Annotated in this window: 21 protein-coding genes; 6 read left to right on the top strand and 15 right to left on the bottom strand. The window is 33.8% G+C overall.

The window, feature by feature from the left end:
- Positions 1 to 23 precede the first annotated feature (23 nt).
- The 4 genes from BB050_RS09290 to BB050_RS09275 all read right to left on the bottom strand — a co-directional run bounded on the left by BB050_RS09290 (position 24) and on the right by BB050_RS09275 (position 4,526).
- Positions 24 to 800, bottom strand: a complete 777-nt coding sequence (locus tag BB050_RS09290; RefSeq protein WP_008465256.1) for a DeoR/GlpR family DNA-binding transcription regulator — start codon at positions 798 to 800, stop codon at positions 24 to 26.
- A 206-nt stretch (positions 801 to 1,006) separates the two neighbouring features.
- A complete protein-coding gene (locus BB050_RS09285; protein ID WP_008465258.1) occupies positions 1,007 to 1,753 on the bottom strand; it encodes a succinate dehydrogenase/fumarate reductase iron-sulfur subunit in 747 nt (248 codons plus the stop codon).
- A 94-nt stretch (positions 1,754 to 1,847) separates the two neighbouring features.
- Positions 1,848 to 3,848, bottom strand: coding sequence for a fumarate reductase/succinate dehydrogenase flavoprotein subunit (locus BB050_RS09280; protein WP_008465260.1), 2,001 nt, complete (start codon positions 3,846 to 3,848; stop codon positions 1,848 to 1,850).
- Positions 3,849 to 3,860: 12 nt separating this feature from the next.
- Entirely contained in the window at positions 3,861 to 4,526 is a 666-nt protein-coding gene (locus BB050_RS09275; RefSeq protein ID WP_008465261.1) for a succinate dehydrogenase cytochrome b subunit, read from the bottom strand.
- 356 nt (positions 4,527 to 4,882) lie between these two features.
- Between BB050_RS09275 and BB050_RS09270 the strand changes: the two genes are divergently transcribed.
- Positions 4,883 to 6,244, top strand: a complete 1,362-nt coding sequence (locus tag BB050_RS09270) for a hydroxymethylglutaryl-CoA synthase family protein (RefSeq protein WP_066033382.1) — start codon at positions 4,883 to 4,885, stop codon at positions 6,242 to 6,244.
- 84 nt (positions 6,245 to 6,328) lie between these two features.
- Here the strand turns inward: BB050_RS09270 and BB050_RS09265 are convergent, their stop codons facing one another.
- From BB050_RS09265 to BB050_RS09250, 4 genes are all read right to left on the bottom strand, one after another.
- Complete coding sequence (locus BB050_RS09265) at positions 6,329 to 7,687, bottom strand: hypothetical protein (protein WP_066033381.1); 1,359 nt, start codon at positions 7,685 to 7,687, stop codon at positions 6,329 to 6,331.
- A 15-nt stretch (positions 7,688 to 7,702) separates the two neighbouring features.
- The gene (locus tag BB050_RS09260; RefSeq protein ID WP_066033380.1) at positions 7,703 to 9,007 is read right to left on the bottom strand and encodes a hypothetical protein; all 1,305 of its coding nucleotides are present in this window, start codon (positions 9,005 to 9,007) and stop codon (positions 7,703 to 7,705) included.
- Between the two features lie 150 nt (positions 9,008 to 9,157).
- Positions 9,158 to 9,592, bottom strand: a complete 435-nt coding sequence (locus BB050_RS09255) for a GNAT family N-acetyltransferase (RefSeq protein ID WP_066033379.1) — start codon at positions 9,590 to 9,592, stop codon at positions 9,158 to 9,160.
- A gap of 4 nt (positions 9,593 to 9,596) precedes the next feature.
- A complete protein-coding gene (locus BB050_RS09250; RefSeq protein WP_066033378.1) occupies positions 9,597 to 9,974 on the bottom strand; it encodes a nuclear transport factor 2 family protein in 378 nt (125 codons plus the stop codon).
- A gap of 169 nt (positions 9,975 to 10,143) precedes the next feature.
- Here BB050_RS09250 and BB050_RS09245 point away from each other — a divergent pair, with 169 nt between their 5' ends.
- Positions 10,144 to 10,551 (top strand): helix-turn-helix domain-containing protein, encoded by a 408-nt coding sequence (locus BB050_RS09245; protein ID WP_066033377.1) that lies wholly within the window; start codon positions 10,144 to 10,146, stop codon positions 10,549 to 10,551.
- A gap of 488 nt (positions 10,552 to 11,039) precedes the next feature.
- Entirely contained in the window at positions 11,040 to 12,332 is a 1,293-nt protein-coding gene (locus BB050_RS09235; protein WP_066033375.1) for an aminopeptidase P family protein, read from the top strand.
- A 57-nt stretch (positions 12,333 to 12,389) separates the two neighbouring features.
- Here the strand turns inward: BB050_RS09235 and BB050_RS09230 are convergent, their stop codons facing one another.
- Both BB050_RS09230 and BB050_RS09225 read right to left on the bottom strand, forming a co-directional pair.
- A complete protein-coding gene (locus BB050_RS09230; protein ID WP_008465272.1) occupies positions 12,390 to 12,908 on the bottom strand; it encodes a ferritin in 519 nt (172 codons plus the stop codon).
- A gap of 89 nt (positions 12,909 to 12,997) precedes the next feature.
- A complete protein-coding gene (locus BB050_RS09225) occupies positions 12,998 to 13,354 on the bottom strand; it encodes a hypothetical protein (protein WP_008465274.1) in 357 nt (118 codons plus the stop codon).
- Between the two features lie 178 nt (positions 13,355 to 13,532).
- On the opposite strand from BB050_RS09225, the gene BB050_RS09220 reads away from it, so the two are divergent.
- The gene (locus BB050_RS09220; protein ID WP_066033374.1) at positions 13,533 to 14,336 is read left to right on the top strand and encodes a TIGR00266 family protein; all 804 of its coding nucleotides are present in this window, start codon (positions 13,533 to 13,535) and stop codon (positions 14,334 to 14,336) included.
- A gap of 166 nt (positions 14,337 to 14,502) precedes the next feature.
- Positions 14,503 to 15,279 carry an alpha/beta fold hydrolase gene (locus BB050_RS09215; protein ID WP_066033373.1) on the top strand — a complete coding sequence of 259 codons (777 nt, stop codon included), beginning with the start codon at positions 14,503 to 14,505 and terminating at the stop codon, positions 15,277 to 15,279.
- Positions 15,280 to 15,363: 84 nt separating this feature from the next.
- Here BB050_RS09215 and BB050_RS09210 read toward each other — a convergent pair whose 3' ends face one another.
- Together BB050_RS09210 and BB050_RS09205 are read right to left on the bottom strand one after the other, a co-directional pair.
- Positions 15,364 to 15,738, bottom strand: coding sequence for a hypothetical protein (locus BB050_RS09210; RefSeq protein ID WP_066033372.1), 375 nt, complete (start codon positions 15,736 to 15,738; stop codon positions 15,364 to 15,366).
- Between the two features lie 25 nt (positions 15,739 to 15,763).
- Entirely contained in the window at positions 15,764 to 16,084 is a 321-nt protein-coding gene (locus tag BB050_RS09205; RefSeq protein ID WP_008465282.1) for a roadblock/LC7 domain-containing protein, read from the bottom strand.
- Between the two features lie 289 nt (positions 16,085 to 16,373).
- Here BB050_RS09205 and BB050_RS21845 point away from each other — a divergent pair, with 289 nt between their 5' ends.
- Positions 16,374 to 16,517, top strand: a complete 144-nt coding sequence (locus tag BB050_RS21845) for a hypothetical protein (RefSeq protein ID WP_157498581.1) — start codon at positions 16,374 to 16,376, stop codon at positions 16,515 to 16,517.
- 161 nt (positions 16,518 to 16,678) lie between these two features.
- Here BB050_RS21845 and BB050_RS09200 read toward each other — a convergent pair whose 3' ends face one another.
- The 3 genes from BB050_RS09200 to kbl all read right to left on the bottom strand — a co-directional run bounded on the left by BB050_RS09200 (position 16,679) and on the right by kbl (position 22,276).
- Positions 16,679 to 19,441, bottom strand: a complete 2,763-nt coding sequence (locus tag BB050_RS09200) for a PD-(D/E)XK nuclease family protein (RefSeq protein ID WP_066033371.1) — start codon at positions 19,439 to 19,441, stop codon at positions 16,679 to 16,681.
- 64 nt (positions 19,442 to 19,505) lie between these two features.
- Complete coding sequence (locus tag BB050_RS09195) at positions 19,506 to 20,969, bottom strand: OmpA family protein (RefSeq protein WP_066033370.1); 1,464 nt, start codon at positions 20,967 to 20,969, stop codon at positions 19,506 to 19,508.
- Between the two features lie 113 nt (positions 20,970 to 21,082).
- Positions 21,083 to 22,276 carry a glycine C-acetyltransferase gene (gene kbl, locus BB050_RS09190; RefSeq protein ID WP_066033369.1) on the bottom strand — a complete coding sequence of 398 codons (1,194 nt, stop codon included), beginning with the start codon at positions 22,274 to 22,276 and terminating at the stop codon, positions 21,083 to 21,085.
- Between the last annotated feature and the right edge of the window lie 69 nt (positions 22,277 to 22,345).

Below are 22,345 nucleotides of genomic sequence, written 5' to 3'. Positions count from 1 at the left end.
TGAAAGTCAAAAGCACTTTGAAATTAGATCACAATAAGACTTGGAACAGCACTTTTATAAGGTTGTAATTTTTCGTGAGTTGGTTCTACTTCCGTAATTACATAATTTATTTCAGATAAATTGGCAATTTTCATTTTAAGAACGGTGTTTAATTTCTCCGTAATAGTTAAAACTGCTGTTTTTCTAGAAGCATTAATCATAGCTTTTTTTACCTGAACCGTTTCCCAATCAGAATCAGAATAACCGCCATCTACATCAAGAGCATTTGTTCCTAAGACCAAAAGATCAGCCTTTATGCTAGCTAATTGATGAAAAGCTTCACCACTAACACACATTTGGCTGTAAGAAGAAATACTACCGCCAATCATGATGGTTTTGATATTTGGTTTATCCAGAAGTTGAACAGCCGTTAAAGCAGTAATTGTAAAAACAGTTAGATTAAGATCGTTTGGAATTAATCGGATGAATTCACGAATAGTGGTTCCTCCATCAACAATTAAAACCATTCCGTCATGAAGAAGATCGACTGCTTTTTGCGCAATAACTTGTTTAGCTTCCACAGCATAAGTCTGATTCAACGAAGAATAGTGATACCCTTTGGTCATTGCACCGCCCTTTACTTTGATTATGAGTGAGTCGGCGTCAAGTTCGTTTATATCGCGACGAACAGTATCTTCAGAAACACCTAGTTTAGCCGAAAGAGTTTCAAAACTCACACGCGTATGCAGGTTAATTTCTTTTAGAATATGATTTTTACGTTCTTCTTTACTGTAATTTAAAACTTCATTTTCAGTGCTCATGCCGATTGTATTTTTTGTACTTACAAAAGTAAGAATTTAATGTAGCTCACGAAGCAGTTAAATTCGAAAAAAGTACTTCACAAGCTCATTTTTGATGGCTTAGAGAGAGAATTAATGATAAAACAGCAAAATAGCTCTTCATAACTCAAACAAACAAAAAAACGCTTCCGATATCGGAAGCGTTTTTAATATAGTAATCGGTTTAATTAACCTTTCAAGCTTGCTGCTAAATACTCACGGTTCATACGTGCGATATTTTCAAGTGAAATTCCTTTTGGACATTCGATTTCACAAGCTCCTGTATTCGTACAGTTACCGAAACCTTCTAAATCCATTTGGTGAACCATGTTTAACACACGGTCTGTTGCTTCAACTTTACCTTGTGGCAATAATGCATATTGAGAAACTTTTGCAGAAACGAATAACATTGCTGAAGAGTTTTTACAAGTTGCAACACAAGCTCCACAACCAATACAAGCCGCAGCATCAAATGATTTATCTGCATCTGCTTTTGGAACTGGAATAGTATTCGCATCAATTGTATTTCCTGAAGTGTTTACTGAAATAAATCCTCCAGCGTGCTGAATTCTGTCAAAAGAACTTCTATCAACCACTAAATCTTTAATTACTGGGAAAGCTTTTGCTCTAAATGGCTCGATAAAAATCGTATCACCATCTTTAAACATACGCATGTGCAACTGGCAAGTTGTAACACCTCTATCTGGTCCGTGTGCTTCACCGTTGATGAATAAAGAACACATTCCGCAGATTCCCTCGCGGCAATCGTGGTCAAATGCTACAGGCTCTTCTCCTTTATTGATTAAACCTTCGTTAAGAACGTCTAACATTTCAAGGAAAGACATGTCTGGTTCGATTCCATCGATAGGATATTCTACAATCCCTCCTTTATCTTGAGCGTTTTTTTGACGCCATATTTTTAATGTAAGTTTCATACCTTTTTCGTTTGAAAGTCATAAGTCGAAAGTCGAAAGTCGCTTGGCACATTTTGCCTTTTGACTTTAAGACTTTGGGCTTTCGACCAAATTCTTATTTATAACTTCTTTGAACTAATTTAATGTTTTCGTAATTAAGAGGTTCTTTGTGTAACACTGCATCACTTGGTTTTCCTTTGTATTCCCAAGCTGCAACGTATGCAAAGTTTTCGTCGTCACGAAGTGCTTCCCCTTCTTCTGTCTGATACTCCTCACGGAAGTGACCTCCACAAGATTCGTTACGGTGTAAAGCATCTTTCGCGAACAATTCTCCTAATTCTAAGAAATCGGCAACACGAGTCGCTTTTTCTAATTCCTGATTGAATTCATAAGCGCCACCTGGAACTTTTACATCTCTATAAAACTCTTCACGTAAAGCAGCAATTTCTTCGATTGCCTCAGTTAAACCTTTAGCATTACGAGCCATACCTACTTTATTCCACATAATTTTTCCTAATTTTTTGTGGAAATAATCTACAGAATGTTTACCGTTATTGTTGATGAATTTATTGATTTGATCTACAACTGCTTTTTCAGCTTCAACGAATTCTGGCAGGTCTGTAGAAATTGGTCCCATTTTAATATCTGGAGCTAAATAATCTCCGATAGTATATGGCAATACGAAATATCCATCAGCTAAACCTTGCATTAAAGCAGAAGCTCCAAGTCTATTTGCTCCGTGGTCAGAGAAGTTAGATTCTCCAATTGAGAAACATCCAGGAATTGTAGTCATTAAGTTATAATCAACCCAAGTTCCACCCATTGTGTAGTGAACCGCTGGGTAGATCATCATTGGCGTTACATAAGGATCTTCATCAACAATTTTCAAGTACATTTGGAATAAGTTTCCGTATTTACTTTTTACGATTGCAGTTCCTAATTTAGTAACCAACGCAGCATCATTAGCATCTAAACCTTTTACGTAAGCTTCTTCAGTTCCGTAACGTTTGATAGCTGCTGCGAAATCTAAGTAAACTGCTTCTCCAGTTTTGTTAACTCCAAACCCAGCATCACATCTTTCTTTAGCTGCACGAGACGCAACGTCACGAGGCACTAAGTTACCGAAAGCTGGATATCTTCTTTCTAAGAAGTAATCTCTTTCGTCTTCAGATAAATCATTTGCTTTTTTTCTACCTTCACGGATAGCCTGAGCATCTTCCAATTTTTTAGGCACCCAAATACGACCATCATTACGTAAAGATTCAGACATCAAAGTCAATTTAGACTGATGATCTCCTGAAACCGGAATACATGTTGGGTGAATTTGCGTGTAACAAGGATTTGCGAAAAACGCTCCTTTTTTATGAATTTTCCAAGCTGCTGTTGCGTTACTTCCCATAGCATTTGTAGAAAGGAAAAATACGTTTCCGTATCCTCCTGAACCAATTACTACCGCGTGAGCAGAATGTCTTTCTATTTCTCCAGTGATTAAGTTACGAGCAATAATACCTCTCGCTTTTCCGTCAACAACAACCAAATCAAGCATTTCGTGACGGTTGTACATTTTAATTTTTCCACGACCAATCTGACGGTTCATTGCAGAATAAGCTCCTAACAATAATTGTTGTCCAGTTTGTCCTTGTGCATAAAATGTACGAGAAACCAAAGTTCCTCCAAAAGAACGGTTATCTAAAAGTCCGCCATATTCACGAGCCAACGGAACTCCTTGAGCCACACATTGATCGATAATATTAGCAGAAACTTCAGCTAAACGATAAACGTTTGCTTCACGTGCACGGTAGTCACCTCCCTTTACAGTATCATAGAACAATCTGTAAACTGAGTCACCGTCACCTTTATAGTTTTTTGCTGCGTTGATACCTCCTTGTGCAGCAATAGAGTGCGCACGACGTGGAGAATCTTGGAAGCAGAATGCTTTTACGTTATATCCTAACTCTGCTAGAGTAGCCGCAGCCGAACCTCCAGCCAAACCTGTACCTACTACGATAATATCAAGATTACGTTTGTTGGCAGGGTTTACTAAATTAATATGATCTTTATAATTTGTCCATTTGTCCGCTATAGGACCATTTGGAATTTTTGAATCTAATGCCATTATAATTTTATATTAATTATTGAAATGATGAAATAAAGCGATAATTACGAAAAGTGCTGGAACTACAACTGCAAACCAGTAACCTACTTTCGCTAAAAATCTAGAGTATTTGTTGTACATCCCCACTGATTGAAGAGAAGATGCAAACCCGTGCCATAAGTGGAATCCTAAAAGGATAAATGACACACAGTACAATGCCGTACGGATTGGGTCATGAAATTTGTGAACTAACTCACCATAATACCTTGTAGCATCTGGCGCTGTACCTGCAATATATTTGTAGGTAACTTCAGGAAACCAGAAATCATAAAAGTGCAATCCTAAGAAAGCTAAAATAACCAATCCAGAAATAATCATATTTCTAGAACTCCAAGAAGCGTTTGCAGCTCCGTTGTATTTAGCGTATGCGATTGGTCGTGCCGCGCTGTTTTGAGCCGTAAGAATAAATCCCATTACAAAGTGGAAAATTACCCCAAATGCCAAAATTGGCTGCATTACATACTGAATCAGCGGATTGTATCCCATAAAGTGAGAAGCTTCGTTAAAAACGTCTTCACTAATAATAGAGATAAAATTTAAGGAAACATGCAGCGCTAAAAACGTGATTAAGAATATTCCCGAAAGAGCCATAGCTACTTTCTTTAAAATGGAAGCATTCAATAGTGCAGATTGTGCCATAAGTGTTAAGTAGTTTGTTTTAAAAAATTAGACAAAAATAATTCAATTACAAAAGAACTACAACCATTTCGCTGTTATTTATAATGATTTTAAAATAGCTCAATTCTACGTACTTTTACGTACAAAACCAAAGCTGCTAAAAAATAATTCACTATAGAAAACTTCAAAACATTGCTTTTTAAGCCTTAGGAGAAAAATTTACAGACTAAGTAGATTACCAAAAATTATCATATTGTTATTTTATTCAAAGTTTTGATTTATTTTCTTTAAAAGTGTTCTTTGTCTGAAATTTTGTCTAAGTAAAAAATTGTCATTCCGCAACATAGTTTTACCTTTAGCGCCTCAAAAAATTAATAATGAAAACAGGAATTGATGCTATTTCGTTTGATGTAGCAAACATACATTTACCCATAAAAACTTTGGCAATTGCCAGAAATATTGAACCAGAAAAATTAGAAAAAGGTCTTGGATTACTAAAAATGACTTTTCCAGACGTTCATCAGGACGCGGTTGTTTTTGGAGCTAATGCGTTAACCAAACTTATCATTGATAATAAAATCAATCTAAACGAAATAAGCCGAATCTATGTTGGTACCGAAAGCGGTGTTGACAGTTCTAAACCAATTGCTTCTTATTTAATTAGTTTAATGGAGCAGAAATTTGGAGAAGATTCATTAGCAGAATGCGATGTAGTTGACTTCACTTTCGCTTGTATCGGCGGTGTTGACGCGATGCAGAACTGTCTAGATTTCGTTAAATTAAATCCAAATAAAAAAGCAATTGTAGTCACTTCTGATTTTGCAAAATACGATTTAAATTCTGGCGGAGAATATACTCAAGGTGCTGGAGCTGTTGCCATGTTAATTACTGCAAACCCAAAAATCATTGCTTTTGACGACAATTGGGCAACAAGTACAAAAGGTGTTTTCGATTTCTTTAAACCATACAGAACCATTTCTAAAGAAGAAATTACAAAAAACACCAATAACGATTCTTGGTTTGACAATTTAGAAGCTGAAATTGAAATCCATAAAGATCAGCCGGTTTTTGACGGACAATATTCGAACCAATGTTATATGGATCGTACGCGAAATGCTTACTTTTCATTCAAAAAATTAAAAAATGCAACCGAAACTTTATACAATACTTGGCATAGTATTGTGATGCATTTACCGTATTCTTTCCAAGGGCGACGAATGCTTTCTGAAATTTATACTTTAGACAGTGCCGAAAAAATTATTGCTGATGATATCGCACCTGCAGATTATCAGACAAAAATTAAAGAAGTGGCAAAATCTGAAGATTATAAAAGTTTTGTAACAGAGAAATTACAACCTGCTGAATTGGCTTCTTCTTTAATTGGAAATCTTTACACTGGTTCTATTTTCATGGGATTACTGTCTACTTTGGCCCATTTTTACGATATAAATAAAGAAGTTGCAGGAACTAAATTCGGTTTCTTAGCTTACGGAAGCGGATCGAAATCGAAAGTTTTTGAAGGGACTATTCAGCCAGAATGGAAATCGGCTTTGGAGAATGTGAAACTTTTCGAAAATTTAGCCGAAAGCGTAGAAATTGATTTCAATACCTACGAAAGTCTTCATAAAAAAGAACAAAAACAAAGTGTTAGAACTCCAAAAAACGAATGGGTTTTAGACCGAATCGAAAAAGAAATTCCTGTTTTGATTGGGGCGAGATATTATAAATGGGTCGATTAAAAAATTAATTATCAATTTTTGATCCCGATAGCTATCAGGACTAAATTCCAATAAAAACCGAAGCTATTTGCTTCGGTTTTTTGTTTAATCGTTTTCTTTTACGTCGTAATGCTCTTTTATTTCAAGCAAGATTCTATATGTAGCCCACATATTCCTTTCCTTCTTTCTTCTTGCCCAAAAACCATAAATCCATACTGTAGTTAATTGAGTACTATACAAGCTTTCTCCATTTCTATCAGCATTTTCCTTAATTAGCTGTAAAACTGCTGGTGAAACATACGGCTGAATCTTTCTATAGTAAACCATAGGATGTTTCCCAGAAGGAACCATACTATCGTAAATATTCTCTAGAGCATTCATATCTGGATCTAATTGATCAATATCATAGCAACTTTTAATAAGAGCATCTACTAATAAATTTAAATTGGAGTCGTAATAAACTTTATTGGATATAAAGGCATAAATTAAAGGACGGTAATTTTGAAATGTGTCTTCAAGATCTTTTGAATTATGCCGAACCATTTTAATTATATCAAGAATTCCATAAGAATTATTTGAATTAAGTCCCATTTGAATTGATCTTCTAATTTCCATAAAAGACTGGTCTTTTTTCAGCTTCAAAAAATCCGATAAGAAACCCCTAAGAAAATCTTGTGTTTCATGCCAATTGTAATTCTCAAGTATCCCTTTAGAATAAACTTCCTTCTCTATTTCAGGATAACTAAAATCTTTAATTCCATAATAATCATCTTCATAATCTCTGACTTCATTAAGTTCTTGACGAATAGTCAAACTATCTATTGCAAAACTATCTATAACAGCATAGGCAGCATCAGTCCTCATTACAGTCGTCTCATCTACTTCAGGAATTGTTTCTAAATTTTCTACAACTTCATTTTTAGAATACTTAAGTGTTAATAAATTATCGAATCCGATAAATAATGAACCTCCAAAAACAAGCGCCGAAAGAAAAATCATTAAAACGGAAAGGATTGGACTCACCTCGTTTACAGAATCTTTTATTTTAAGAAAAACAGCAACAAAGAGACTTGCAACAAATACAATTCCTAAAAAAACAGAAAAACGTATTCCAAAATCTCCATAGCCTTTTATACCGATTTCTAAACTCAAAACTACGCTAACAAGAGAACAAAGAAGTACAATTGAACTGAAAACTACATTTACCAAAAAAGAATTACGCCAGAATTTATCTTCGTCGTTGTGAGCGTTATCATCAGAATCGGAATTAATAACTGCCACTATTAATCGTTGAATTATTATTGAAATTCCCAACACGAAAAAAAGAGAAAAACCAATGAGCAGTAAAGCAATTTTTGAAATTACCTCAAAATCAATTCGATCCTGAATAGTATAGAATAAAAAAGCAACTGCAATTAATACGAAAAACTGAACTATTAAAATTATTTTATAAGATTTTATCATTTCCTCTTATGACATTTATTTGTAATACGCTTTAATTTCCTTTAATATTTGCGCAGCTTCTTTTACGCTTCCATCTTTATTTCTTCTTGCCCAAAAACTATAAAACCAAACAATATCAGAACTGTTAGAACAATAAATTTTATTTCGCTTAAGTTCTCTAAGTGCATAAGATGAACAATATTTCTTTAACCCAGGCAAGTATCCTCCAATGTTTGTTTCACTAGAATCTGCTGGATCGATTTCCATAACTCTATAAATTTCATTCAGCTTTTCAGTATCTGTACCTACATCATCATACGCCATTAATAATCCATCTACAATTTCATCCAAATGTTTGCCGTGGTAAGTTTCCTCAGAAAGGACATCATAAAAAATTGATTTATAATTTTCAAATACTGAATAAAGTTCTTTAGGACGATCTTTTAAATTTTCGATATAATTGAGCAGATAAAAATAAGTATCGGGCAGATCTGTATCTGGATCCATTTCATTAGACACGAAACTCCTTACGCTTGAAAATTCATCGCCCCAACCTGTCTTGCCTCCAAATAAGTTTTCTGCTATTGCGTTCCATGAATCTTCAAGTCTAGTTTTATCTATTTCTATTGGCTCCTCAAGTTCTTTGCTTTCTTCATGATTTTCTCTGCCTTCTTCACTTTCTTCGTAACTATCATCATAATCTCCAAGTTGTTCTTCTCCTGCCGGTATTCTTTTTTCGTTTTTAGCCATTTTATAACTTTCAGATGCTTCCTGAAATTTCTCCATAAAAATAATATCACCTGCAATGGAACCACCCAAGATTAAAAAACCAAAAATTAAAATGACAGCACTAAGTGTTTTATTAGTTTTCCAATTGATTCCGGCTGTTAAAAAAAACGAAGCAGTTATCAAACTTATCACAATAACAAGCAAAGCTCTTAAAACTATCGAACCGTAAAAGTGTACCGGCTGATCTATAATAATCGAATCTTCATTAGAAATTACTGCAGAAAAAACAGCAATTGCACAAATAAAAAAAACATTACTATAAAATGCAAACTTCCAAAAATTCTGTTTTCGCTTTATTTTCAAAATCTCTGCTTCACTATTCTGCAGAATATCTTCTTGTTTAGAAAACAAACTAAAAAGTGCAAAAACTAAACCGATACCAAAAATTAGCAGCGGAACCGCATATCCATAATTAAACTCGTATGGATGAAGCTGTCTAATTCTAAGCGTTTTTTGCTCTCTGAAATTGGAAACAATCAAAAGACCAAGTAAAAGAAGGGGAATAAATTGTAGTATTACGGCGTTTCTAAAAAATCTGGTTTTACGATCCATATTAAACTTTTAATGCGGGAATTTACTCAAAACTATCAAAAAAAAAAATTAACTAGAAAAATATTACCAAAAATGATTTTTGATTTGTTTGTGGAATTAATAACTGAATTTATCATTCTTAGGGATAACAAATTTTACGTTTTTCTATCACTAATAAATCGTAAACTTATTATGACTCAAAGTAAAACCCAAATTCTCATAAATGGCCACGTTTTCTACTCGTTTTTTATTTGTGGTTACTTCGATACTTTTCAAAGCATTTTTCTCGGCAAAACTTAAAATCTCATTTATAAATAATCTTCCAACGCCTTGACCACGATATTTTTTGTGAATGAAAAACTCCTGAATTTCACCGACCAATCCACAATGATGGAGGAGATTTTGAGTATGAAAACTAATAAACCCTAAACCTTCTATTTCGTTTTCGGCGATGAGATAAAGATTTTTGGAGTTTGAAATATTTTCATTGAATATCATTTTAAAAACTTCAAAATCTAAAACCTCATTTTCAAGTTCGCAAATGGCTTTATAGACAAAATCCAAATCTTGATTTTCTACTTTTCTAATATTTGCTTTCAAACTCATAACCTTAACTCATATCAGTCAGTTTAATAATCTTATCATCTAAAAACTGAAAAATCGACTTCCCTTTCATTCTCAATTCCTGCCCCGCATTTAATCCGTTTGGGAAATCTATTGCAAGAACGGCGTAATAATCTATTTCAACGATTGCTGTAATTTCATCTTGTATGAATGATGTAATAGTTTGCTTTCTTGCTGAAAAATAATCTTTGGCTTGTTCGGCCTGAGTTTTAAATTCTTGTATTCCATTCAAAGTCAAATTTGTTTCACCATTCTGAATATTTTCAAAAACAATAGATTCGTCAAAATCGGCCACCATTTTATCAATATCAAATTGATTATAGCCTTCAATATAATTTTGGATTATTTTTTCTTTGTTGGTCATGGTATTTTCTATAAAAAAATTACTTTATCAAGATTACACAATTCTAAATTCAAAACCAATTCGATAGTCAGAAAAATTGTATTTTTACTCCACAAAAAAGAACTTGCAACTGCAAACTTGTTTTCTGCATAATCCAAAAATGTAAAAGAATTTTAAATATCTTTGAATCATGAGCACAGCAATAAAACCAAAACATATCGGCAGAAACATTAGCCGAATTAGAGAACTGAGAGATATGAAGCAGGAAGCGCTTGCTATTGCACTTGGCGTTAGTCAGCAGACCATCTCTATTATTGAAGGAACTGAAAACGTTGATGAAGAAAAACTAAAAAAAATTGCTGAAGTTTTAGGTGTTCCAGCTGATGTAATTAGGAACTTTTCTGAAGAAGCAGTTTTTAATATTATGGGGAATAGTTATGACAATGGGTCTTCATCAATAAATCATAATAATTGTACATTTAATCCGCTTGATAAACTTTTGGAAGTTATTGAAAAGAATGAAAAACTTTATGAAAGATTGGTTGAAGCTGAAAAAGAGAAAGTTGCTCTTTTGGAAAAGTTGCTTGATAAGAAATAGAAATTTATTTTTATAAAAGAAAAAACCGAAGTTTTGAAATTTCAAAGCTTCGGTTTTTTTATGCTCACAGTTTTGTCATTCTGAGGAACGAAGAATCACACGCGTAACTCTACAAAGATTAGTGATTTTGATTGCCAAGTTTCTAGTGTGATTCTTCGTTCCTCAGAATGACAAACTTTGTGTTTATCAATCTTTGTAGAGCTACTTGCGGTTCTTCGACTCCGCTTAGGAAGACAAAACAAAACTTATACTTTGTGTACTTTGCAACAAAAAACTTTGCGACTTCGCGTCTTTGCGAGCAAACATCTCCTGCGCACTTTGCTTATCCCGATAGCTATCGGGATTGCGCCCTTTGCGGTTAAAAAAACTTCGTGCCTTAGCGCCTTTGTGGCAAAATCAATAAATAAGAAAACTTTAATAAAATCAACCATACGCCATTCCTGTAAAATCATTAATTTTGAAATTCGAAGTTCAAAAACGAAATAATTATGAAATATCATCAAATAAACAGCGCTCTTTTTGTAAAAAACCGCAGAAAGTTCATGGCTGAAATGAAACCTAACTCTGTAGCAGTATTCAACTCAAATGACATTTACCCAGTTAGTGCCGACAGTACTTTGCCGTTTGCACAGCACAGAGATATTTTTTACCTGAGTGGTGTAGATCAGGAAGAAAGCGTTTTGCTTTTGTTTCCGGATGCGCCTTACGAGCACCAAAGAGAAATGCTTTTCTTGAGAGAAACTAACGAGCATATTGCAGTTTGGGAAGGTGAAAAACTGACTAAAGAACGTGCTTTTCAGGTTTCTGGAATTAGAACGGTTTACTGGTTGCAGGATTTTCATAAAATTTTGAACGAAATGATGACGTATGCCGAAACGATGTACATCAACACCAACGAACATTACCGCGCTACAGTTGAAACTGAAACTCGCGAAGCTCGTTTTGTAAAATGGTGGAAAGAGCGTTATCCAGCGCACAATGTTGCAAAAAGCAACCCAATTTTACAAAGATTGCGTTCTGTGAAAGAAAGCGAAGAAATCGATTTGATCCAGCACGCTTGTGATATCACAGAAAAAGGTTTCCGCAGATTATTAGGGTTCGTAAAACCAAATGTTACCGAATATGAAATCGAAGCTGAATTGGCTCACGAATTCATTCGTAACCGTTCTAAAGGTTTTGCTTACACCCCAATTATCGCTTCTGGAAACAATGCAAATGTTTTACACTATATTGAAAACAACCAGCAATGTAAAGACGGAGATTTGATTTTGTTGGACGTTGCTGCAGAATATGCCAATTATTCAAGCGACATGACGAGAACGATTCCAGTTTCTGGTCGTTTTACAGATCGTCAGAAAGCGGTTTATAATGCTGTTTTGAGAGTAAAAAACGAAGCTACAAAAATGCTTACTCCAGGAACGCTTTGGAAACAATATCATGTTGAAGTAGGTAAAATTATGACTTCTGAATTACTTGGTTTAGGCTTAATTGACAAAGCCGATGTTCAGAACGAAAATCCAGAATGGCCAGCTTACAAAAAATATTTCATGCACGGAACTTCTCACCATTTGGGACTTGACACGCACGATTACGGATTGCTTCACGAACCAATGAAAGCGAATATGGTTTTCACGGTTGAACCAGGAATTTACATTCCAGCAGAAAAATTCGGAATCCGTTTAGAAGATAACGTTGTCGTTCAGGAAAAAGGAGAACCATTCAACTTAATGAGAAATATTCCTATTGAAGTTGACGAGATTGAAAGCCTGATGAATTCATAAATAAAAAAAGCCCTTAATAAATTTATTATAAGGGCTTTCTAATTTTATAAACGTTTATTATCCGATTTTTGAAATCTGAAGATCCAATTGGAATTTTCCGTCAGCTTCATTTCCATTAATTAGATCAAAAAGCTCTAAAGCTCTTCTTGCGTTTTTCTCTTCTTCTCTTTGCTCAGCTACATACCACATCATAAAATCTTCTGTAGCATAATCGTTTTCAGCTCTACATTTTGCTATCACTTTATTGATTGCCTGAGTAACTGCGATTTCGTTTTGCAAAGCAATTTCAAATACTTCTCTAAAAGAAGCAAATTCCTGCTGCACTTCTGGAACAGATGGCGTAATGGCAATCCCTCCCATATCTGTAATATATTTGAAAATTTTCAGAAAGTGTTCTCTTTCTTCTTCGGCTTGTTTGTACAAATACGATGCTGTATTGGCAAAACCATTTCTATCCAACCATGCAGCCATAGCTAGATATTTGTTAGAAGCGTCACTTTCTATTTTTGCCTGTAAATTCAATATATTTTCTACACCTTCAACTAATGAAGTACGTGTTCTTAGTAAATCTTTCATAACCTTAAATTTTTATACGTGTAAATTTACAAAAATTAAAGGAGGCAATTGTAACTGCTTGAAAATTTGGATTTAATCTAAGTAAGAATCTAAATAAGTTCAACATTTGCTACGCTACAAAGCATAGAATGTAATGTGAGAGTAAATTTAGTTCCGTTTAACAAATCTCTTAACTGCACTATTTCGCAAATGGTAAGATTTCTGGAAAAGTTTCTTTTGGTAGTTTCAATTAGCTGAGCATCCGACTGATCAGATAAGTCATAAAGCATATTAAGAATGTCAACACTATTGACCTTTCTTTGAAAAATCAAAAAATCATGGATTTTATAACTTGACACGGTATCAATAAAATTGATAATTATACTATTGGTCAAATCACATTGATAACTATATCCTTTTTCGGTTTCAAATAATACTTTGGTGGTCAAATCACTAACTAATGCCATTCTGATAAATATAATAACGATGCAAAAATATAGAATTTCAAGCAATTAAACACATAATTAAGACTAATTTAAAATAACAAAATTAATTTATGTTTTTAAAAACCACCTTACTACATTAAAAAATGTAACATTCTAGAGCATCATTCGACTAATTTCAAAAACAAATCACTTAGAAATTATGCAAGCACACGAAATAGATTATCAGATTTTTGGAGAAGAAATGCAATATGTGGAAATAGAATTAGATCCGCAGGAAATTGTAATTGCCGAAGCCGGCAGCTTTATGATGATGGAAAACAATATCCAAATGGAAACTATATTTGGAGACGGCTCCCAACAGCAAGGTTCAGGTTTGTTTGGCAAACTTTTAAGTGCTGGCAAAAGAGTTCTTACTGGCGAAAGTTTGTTTATGACAGCATTTTTAAATCAAGGCCATACTAAAAGTAAAGTATCATTTGCATCTCCATATCCTGGAAAAATTCTTCCAATTGATTTAACCCAATTTCAAGGTAAATTTATTTGCCAAAAAAGCTCTTTTTTATGCGCTGCCAAAGGTGTTTCTGTCGGAATAGAATTTTCGCAAAAACTAGGACGCGGCTTATTTGGCGGTGAAGGTTTTATCATGCAAAAAATAGAAGGCGACGGTATGGCATTTGTTCATTCTGGAGGAACAATGGCCAAAAAAGAACTGGCTCACGGCGAAGTTCTAAAAGTAGATACAGGATGCATTATTGGTTTTACCAAAGATGTAGATTATGATATTGAGTTTATTGGCGGAATCAAGAATTCTATTTTTGGTGGCGAAGGATTATTCTATGCTACTTTAAAAGGTCCAGGAACAGTTTACATTCAGTCGTTGCCTTTCTCAAGATTGGCTGACCGAATTATTGCTTCGGCTCCTAGATCAGGCGGAAACAGTCGTGATGAAGGAAGTCTTCTTGGCGGACTTGGAAATCTTTTGGATGGTGATAACCGATTTTAATTAGATGGCTTTCAGAAATGGAAGCCATTTTTTTATTAGTTAACAAACAATATTTTATCATAAATAAATTTATTGCTGGTTTAAAGATTTCCCAATTAAATCAAGACATTTCGGTATTTTGTTTTGGCTTTCTTAACTTTGTGCTTCACAATAAAAAAACTTCATTTTGAAAACGCTTTTATATAAAAATACTACGATTTCCTACTCAGATTCAGGAAAAGGAAATGCAATTGTTTTACTGCACGGCTTTTTGGAGAACAAAAAAATGTGGAAAGAATATGTTGATTTTTTCTCAGAAAAATATCGTGTCATAACAATCGATTTATTAGGTCATGGCGAATCTGAACCTCTAGGTTATGTTCACGAAATGGAAGATAATGCCAATGTGGTAAATGAAGTTTTAAAAAACATAAAAATCGAAACAGCTATAATTGTTGGACATTCAATGGGCGGTTATGTTGCTTTGGCTTTTGCAGAATTGTATCCAGATAAAATCCAGAAATTGGTTTTATTAAATTCAACTTCTAAAGAAGACAGCGAAGAGAGAAAACTAAATAGAACTCGAGCAATAAAAGCCGTAAAACAAAATTATGCAAGTTTTGTAAGCTTAGCAATTGCAAATTTATTTAGCGAAAATAACAGAACACGATTGGCCGAAGAAATTGAAAAAGTAAAAACAGAAGCTTTAAAAACACCTTTACAAGGAATTATAGCTTCTCAGGAAGGTATGAAAATCAGAAAAGACAGAGAATGGATTTTAAAAGAGAATCGTTTCCCAGTTTTATTGATTTTAGGAAAAAAAGATCCTGTTTTAAATTACGAAGAGAATCTTTCTCAAATTGAAGATACAACTGCAGAATTAGTCTCTTTTGAAGATGGACACATGAGTCAAATAGAAAACAAAGAAGAGCTGAAAATTGCTTTGTCACATTTCTTTGAATAGAAGACTAAGCATTAGAGTCGAAAAAGGCCATTTCTAACCGAGGGTTGAAACAGCCTTTTTCTCATTCTTGGGGGCAAAATATCTTTATAACTTTGAAGTAATATCTTTTTTGTATTTAGATAAAGTCGCTCTTGTTAAACCAAGATTTGCTTTAGTAGAATCTACTGCTAAATAGATAAAATATCTTCCATCCTCAGAAACATCAATAATATGAATCTGATCTGTAAGGGTAATTAAAATATCATTAATTTTTTGACTTAATCCTAAAGCTTTAAGTGCATTTAATTTAGCTTTTACAACTTCTAAGTTATAAGCCGAAGCTAATTCTGGATCGAAATCTGGTTTTACTGTTAACGAACAATAAGACATACCTGTTTCTACTTCTGTAACCGAAACAGCTATAAATCCGTTAATATTTTCTTTTAAATCGTTTTGAAAGTTTTGTAAAAAATCTGACATGTTTATTAAAATATTTGGTTTTAAATTAGTTGTTAAAAATAGAATCCATTCTTCTTAGCAATAGTCCCATTTTACTTAAATCTTTAGAAAGCAATGCAATACAATTATCATCCTGATTTTTGCTTGCTACAACAATTCCGTCGTTATTCTTGATCATAACCTGTTTAAGATCTCCATTGTTAACGTCTTCCGACATTTCAAGACACATCTTTAAAATCATTCCGATCATTGCAGCAACGTTACCGTCGTATTCTAAATTAACAGACTCATTTAAAATTCCATCAATATTAAAACTTAGTCCAGATTCTGCACCAGTCTCTTCTACTAGTGTTTGTAAATCAATCATATTTTTTTATTGTCATGTTTTTGGAAGCGTCAAAGATATTTTAATATTGGTAATTGTCCGATAAACACTTGTTAAAAAAAGATGCAGTATAACGTATTGAGCCACTTTTATTTATCACTTAATTATTCCTATTTTTTTTCAGAAAAAATGCAAAAAAAATTAACATAAAAAGTAAACAACATCAAAAACATAACATTTTACTCTATAAAACTCATTTATAAAATTAACATTTGTACTTTATTGCATTTCGCAGAAGTTTTTCTATAGCTTTGCAAAAAAATTTTATAAAATGAAAACTGTTGACGAATTACGCTTTGACTTAAATGTAAAACTGGAAAGGTTTAGAAGGTTTCGTATTGAAAACGGACATATTAATACTACACCTTCTGAAGAAAAATCTAAAAAAGGTTTTTTCAAAAAAATATTCAGCTAAAAGCATCTATAAAATTGCCGAACTTCTAAGATGTATTTCTTAAAAAGTTCGGCTTTCTTATTGATTATCAAATCAAATTTTGTTTAGCCATAAATAAACAACATTCCTTTTAACGAATAATTTATTTAGAATGAGCTATTAAGATATAAACATTTGCCATACTAAATCTTCTCTTCAAAAGGAATATGTACGTCAAAAATCTCTGCTAGCAAATTAGCAATTTCTTCTAAGTACGAATTCAATATCTGTGAAGTAATCAAAACATTTAAATCTTTTTCTTCTTTAAACCCAAACGGCAAAAATCCAGATTTTAAATTTTTGAATGAAATAATTCCGACTTCTATTGGAAGCTCTCCCGCCTCTTTCTCATACATGAAAGCATAAGCTAAAACCTGAATGATTTTATCATTTTTAAGCTCTTGTGTCAATCCTTCCCAAGTTTTGAGAACTACATTAGACTTTTCTACTTTTCCTGTCTTATAATCGATAATTCTAATTTTTCCATCTCGGCGTTCAATACGATCGACATTTCCTTTAATCAAAACAGGAAACGGCAGTTTTGGATGAACAAACTGACGCTCAAAAGTCTGCTCTAAAGCAATAATCTGAATCGCTTCATTATTTTTAACTGATTCTAATTCCATTTTCAGGAAATTGGAAACATTCCGTTTTGCCACTTCAAAAGCCAAGAGGTTTCTTCCTTTTTTGATTTCGCCTTCTTTGTAAACCAATTTAAATTGCTTAAGGACTTCATCATCCAATAGTTTGAAACAATTGAGAAGGTCATTCTCAGAAATAAATTTCCCTATAAATGGTTCATAAAGCGCTTTCAATGTTTCATGAATAATCGTTCCTAAAGTATTCAGAGCTATATTTTCTTCAACCTCTTCTACTTCACGAATTCGTAATATTTTCTGAAAATAAAACTCAATTGGATTCCGGATGTAACTTGTCAATGCAGAAGGAGAAAAGCCGTTAACAGCAATTTCCTTCAACCTCTCCATTACCAATTCAGATTTAGGTACAGAAATCGGTTCGTAAGCTGTATTTGGCAAATCTGGATTATAGATATCAAAAGTGATATTATGCTTTGATTTTTTTTCAACTTCCAATTGCGTAATAAAGCGGCTTCTTTCACCAGCGTCTAATCCGTCGTTTTCTGTATTATAAATCAAATAAATATTTTTTGCCCTTTGCAACAAATGATAGAAGTGATAGGTATAAATCGCGTCTTTTTCTTTGAATGTTGGAAGCCCTAACTCTCTTTTGACATCATATGGAATAAATGAATTTTGAGATTTTCCAGCAGGAAATTTTCCCTCATTCATAGAAGTTATGATTACGGTCTCGAAATCTAAGACACGGCTCTCTAAAACTCCCATAATCTGCAGGCCACGTAACGGTTCTCCTTCAAAAGACACTTCTGCCAGATCTATAATTTGTTTGTAAATCGAATGAAGAGTATCTATATTATCAATATGATGATGTTTCGAATAATAATTTATAAGTTTATTAATCACTTTAAAAACACCGTAAACAAATGCTTTGGCAATTTTTTCTTCTTCATTATCATTACTAAAATGATCTTTAATTGCAATTAATAAAGCTGAAATATTCTTTAGAACAGCTACAGAACCATTTTCCCATTTTTCAAACAACAGATTAAAGAAAATTGATGGTTCAGGATGAAGCTCTAAAATTTTATGATGAGTTATAAAAGTATAGTTATTCTCTTTAATAATTCTTACCAACCTTTGTGCATTAGCATACGGTTCAACCAAAGGATGGGTTAAAATATCGAGCACATCTTTGTAATAAAAAACATAGCTCCCGCCTTTTCGAGAAAGCGCATTGGTATGCATTTTAAATAATTTAGCGACAAAAATCTGGGATGGATTATTCTTTCCTGAATATCCCATTGTAATATTCAATGCTCCAACAGATGCTGGAAGAGAATACAAAACGGGAACCAATAAATTTTCTTCACCAAGCACAACTGCAACTTTATCTAAAGAAGCATCAGGATTTTGATCGATTAAATTCTCAATAATGCTACCCGCTAATTTTGCTTGGCCAATTGTTTTTGGAGTTCCTATAATCTGAATGTTTTTTGACTGCGAAAAATCATCCACAATCCATTCAAAAACATTTGACTTATAATGTTTCCAGCTTTCTTTAAATCGTCTTAAAAAGAGGCCAGCATCATGGTATGGATCATTTAGAAAAGCTTGATCTGCATCCCAATAAATTTTTGCTTGGTCTAATGCTAATAAATGCTGTACGATCTTTTCTTCGGCAGCATTCAACGCATTGAATCCCGCAAAAATAAAAGTCCGATTTCCAATAGTATTAGAAAAATGATTGAGATTATTTACAGCTTCTCTATAAATCAAACCTTGGTATCCAATTGATTTAAACAGCAAATGGCTATATAATGATTCGTAATAAACGGGAAGCAATTTCCAGAAATCAATATAATTTTCTAAAAGTTTTGTTTTTTGATCAACTTCAAGCCCCCATCTTTTTATATCTTCAATATCTTTTAGATAAGACAATACGTGAGAAGGATCTAAAAGATATCTGTCAATTTCATTAAAGTCTTGCAAAAGCGTTTTGGCCCAATTTGCAAATAACTCAAAAGATTGCTGATTCTTTTTTTCTGTAATAGACAAATAAACCTCATAAAATTCAAACAAAAGCTCAATCGAATCTACAGAACGAATTGACGCAACATCCTGAACAAAATCTTCTATACTAGTAATCTGTGGTGCAATTATAGTCTTAGACGTTTCATTTTTAAGCGCTTCAATCAAGAAAACCTTTGCTCTTTTATTTGGAAGAACTATTGTTATCTCAGAAAGTTTCCCAACATAATCCTGAATTACAACAGAAGCAATTTTTTGAAGAAAAGAATCATTTATCATAGTATAAAAATAAAAAAAGCCATTCAATTAAGAATGGCTTTTCATGTTTATTTAGAAACTAAAATTATAGTTTACCTTGGTATTTAGAACCAACGTGTCTAATTTCAGTTCTTCTGTTTTGTGCTTTACCTGCAGCAGTTTTGTTACTTGCAACTGGTTGGCTAGAACCAAATCCTTTAGACTCTAAGTTTTCTGGATTAACACCTCTTTGGATTAAAGCGTCCATTACAGCTTTAGCTCTGTCCTCAGAAAGTTTTTGGTTAACTTTAGCAGAACCTGTACTATCTGTGTGTCCTTCGATAGAGAATTTCGCGTTTGGATAGTTTTTAAGGATTTCTTTAATAGCATCTAATCTAGCTTGAGTTTCTTTATCTCCAGTTTTGAAAGTAGCTTTTCCTGAGTTGAAGTATACCGCTCTAGCTTGAACTTTAAGATCTTCTAACGCCTCAGAAGTTACTTCTGGACATCCTCTGTTACTAGCAGGACCTGCAACTGTAGGACAGTCATCGTCTTTATCAGCAACACCATCTTTATCAGCATCTAAGAATGGGCAACCACCGTTTTCTTTAGGACCAGCAACTGTAGGACATTTATCGTCTTTATCAGCGATTCCGTCACCGTCAGTATCAGGACAACCTTTTAAAGCAGCTAAACCAGCAACATCTGGACAAGCGTCATCTTTATCAGCGATTCCGTCACCGTCAGTGTCAGGACATCCGTTTAATGCAGCTAAACCAAAAACATCTGGACAAGCGTCAGAAGCATCAACGATTCCGTCACCGTCAGTATCAGGACATCCGTTGAATTGTTTTAAACCTGCAACATCTGGACAAGCATCGTCTTTGTCATAGATTCCGTCTCCGTCAGTATCTTTACCTCCGAATTTGAAAACTAAACCTGCAGTGTGTTGGAAGTGAGATGGAGCATCTGGAACACCAGCTGCATCTTGTCTATCACCACTTACAGCCCATTTGTATCTTGTAGCAAGCTCAAGACCAATAGCATCAGTAAACCAGAAAGTTAAACCAGCACCTGGGTTTACAGTTCCGTAGCTACTATCTCCGAAGAAAGTATAACCACCACCAACAGATAACGAAGGATCAATCACTTTAGATTTGATCAATTCTTGGAAGCTGTATTTAATAGTAGCATCAATTCCGTAGTACATTAAGTCACCAGGGTTAGTAACATAGTTACCTCTTCCGTCAACACCTGCATGTGTCCAATCGAAAACAACATATTTATCAATTTTGTTTACAGATCCTTGTAAACCAACTGAGAAACCGCTACCAACATATCTAGACACACCAATGTAAGATAAAGAAGGAAGAATATTCCAGTTGTCTTTTACAGCGAAAGGCTGAGAGAAGTGTTGATCAAAAAACCCATGACCAGCTCCTGAACTTGTTCTAGTATCCACAGCATTAACCCCGAAAGAGATCGCCCATGGATTGTTACTGTCTTGCGCGTGAGAACTTAAACCCATCGCCATCAATACAGCAACTAAAAGTTTGTTAAGATGTTTCATACTTAATTTTTTTAATTACAATTTAGTTAATTACAAGCAAAAGTAACACCAAATTTTTTAAATACAAAATGAAATGTTAAAAAAAACCTACAAAAATTTAACCAAAGTGGTAATTATATAACTTTTAACATTTTACCGACAACTGTAAAGGCATTTATAGCTTTATCCAAGTGTTCTTTTTCATGCGCTGCAGACAATTGAACACGTATTCTCGCCTTATCTTTTGGAACTACAGGAAAGAAAAATCCAATAACGTAAATACCTTGTTTCAAAAGTTCGTTTGCCATTGTCTGAGATAATTTTGCATCATATAACATAACAGGAACAATTGCAGAATCTCCATCAATAATATCGAAACCTGCCTTTTTCATTCCCTCTTTAAAGTAATTGGTATTCCATTCTAATTTGTCACGAAGCGCTGTATCTTTCTCTAATAATTCAAACACTTTAATTGAAGCTCCAACAATTGCAGGTGCCAATGAATTTGAAAACAAGTAAGGTCTAGATTTCTGACGCAATAATTCTATAATTTCTTTTTTGGCAGTGGTATAACCTCCCATAGCTCCTCCTAAAGCTTTTCCAAGAGTCCCTGTAATAATATCAACTCTTCCCATTACTCCTTTTGCTTCAAGCGTTCCTTTTCCTGTAGCCCCTATAAAGCCAGCGGCATGACATTCGTCAACCATTACCATAGCGTCATATTTATCAGCTAAGTCGCAAATTTTATCCAATGGCGCCACTAATCCATCCATAGAAAAAACCCCGTCAGTTACAATTAGCTTGAAACGTGCTCCTGCTTCATTTGCTTTGATTAGCTGCTGCTCTAAATCATCCATATTATTATTTTCATAACGATAACGAGCCGCTTTACACAAGCGAACCCCGTCAATAATGGAAGCGTGATTTAAACTGTCTGAAATAATGGCATCGCCCTCTCCCAATAAAGGCTCAAACACTCCTCCATTAGCATCAAAAGCAGCCGCATATAATATAGTATCTTCTGTACCATAAAAGTCAGAGATCTTTTTTTCTAATGTTTTATGAATATCCTGTGTTCCGCAAATGAAACGCACAGAAGACATTCCGAAACCGTGGGTATCCATTGCATCTTTTGCCGCTTGCACTACTTCTGGATGAGAAGAAAGTCCTAAATAATTATTTGCACAAAAATTCAATACTGTTTCTCCAGTCGAAATTGTGATCTCAGCACCTTGTGGAGAAGTAATAATTCTCTCCTTTTTGAAAATTCCATTTTCCTCAATTGTCTGCAACTCTTTTTGCAAATGCTCTTTTATTTTACCGTACATTTTTTATTTATTTAAAACGTTAAAAATTAACAACTTAACCAAAATAAAGCTTCGTTTTTTCTTTAACAT

Origin of the sequence: Flavobacterium anhuiense (genome assembly GCF_001705175.1) — a bacterium.
Classification (GTDB): Bacteria; Bacteroidota; Bacteroidia; order Flavobacteriales; family Flavobacteriaceae; genus Flavobacterium; species Flavobacterium anhuiense.
The sequence above is the reverse complement of the archived record's forward strand: the minus strand, read 5'-3'. Positions and strand labels throughout refer to the sequence as shown.

Coding starts and splice junctions, on each gene's coding strand:
- BB050_RS09290 (WP_008465256.1), bottom strand. CDS start 800: ATGAGCACTGAAAATGAAGTTTTAAATTACAGTAAAGAAGAACGTAAA.
- BB050_RS09285 (WP_008465258.1), bottom strand. CDS start 1,753: ATGAAACTTACATTAAAAATATGGCGTCAAAAAAACGCTCAAGATAAA.
- BB050_RS09280 (WP_008465260.1), bottom strand. CDS start 3,848: ATGGCATTAGATTCAAAAATTCCAAATGGTCCTATAGCGGACAAATGG.
- BB050_RS09275 (WP_008465261.1), bottom strand. CDS start 4,526: ATGGCACAATCTGCACTATTGAATGCTTCCATTTTAAAGAAAGTAGCT.
- BB050_RS09270 (WP_066033382.1), top strand. CDS start 4,883: ATGAAAACAGGAATTGATGCTATTTCGTTTGATGTAGCAAACATACAT.
- BB050_RS09265 (WP_066033381.1), bottom strand. CDS start 7,687: ATGATAAAATCTTATAAAATAATTTTAATAGTTCAGTTTTTCGTATTA.
- BB050_RS09260 (WP_066033380.1), bottom strand. CDS start 9,007: ATGGATCGTAAAACCAGATTTTTTAGAAACGCCGTAATACTACAATTT.
- BB050_RS09255 (WP_066033379.1), bottom strand. CDS start 9,592: ATGAGTTTGAAAGCAAATATTAGAAAAGTAGAAAATCAAGATTTGGAT.
- BB050_RS09250 (WP_066033378.1), bottom strand. CDS start 9,974: ATGACCAACAAAGAAAAAATAATCCAAAATTATATTGAAGGCTATAAT.
- BB050_RS09245 (WP_066033377.1), top strand. CDS start 10,144: ATGAGCACAGCAATAAAACCAAAACATATCGGCAGAAACATTAGCCGA.
- BB050_RS09235 (WP_066033375.1), top strand. CDS start 11,040: ATGAAATATCATCAAATAAACAGCGCTCTTTTTGTAAAAAACCGCAGA.
- BB050_RS09230 (WP_008465272.1), bottom strand. CDS start 12,908: ATGAAAGATTTACTAAGAACACGTACTTCATTAGTTGAAGGTGTAGAA.
- BB050_RS09225 (WP_008465274.1), bottom strand. CDS start 13,354: ATGGCATTAGTTAGTGATTTGACCACCAAAGTATTATTTGAAACCGAA.
- BB050_RS09220 (WP_066033374.1), top strand. CDS start 13,533: ATGCAAGCACACGAAATAGATTATCAGATTTTTGGAGAAGAAATGCAA.
- BB050_RS09210 (WP_066033372.1), bottom strand. CDS start 15,738: ATGTCAGATTTTTTACAAAACTTTCAAAACGATTTAAAAGAAAATATT.
- BB050_RS09205 (WP_008465282.1), bottom strand. CDS start 16,084: ATGATTGATTTACAAACACTAGTAGAAGAGACTGGTGCAGAATCTGGA.
- BB050_RS21845 (WP_157498581.1), top strand. CDS start 16,374: ATGAAAACTGTTGACGAATTACGCTTTGACTTAAATGTAAAACTGGAA.
- BB050_RS09200 (WP_066033371.1), bottom strand. CDS start 19,441: ATGATAAATGATTCTTTTCTTCAAAAAATTGCTTCTGTTGTAATTCAG.
- BB050_RS09195 (WP_066033370.1), bottom strand. CDS start 20,969: ATGAAACATCTTAACAAACTTTTAGTTGCTGTATTGATGGCGATGGGT.
- kbl (WP_066033369.1), bottom strand. CDS start 22,276: ATGTACGGTAAAATAAAAGAGCATTTGCAAAAAGAGTTGCAGACAATT.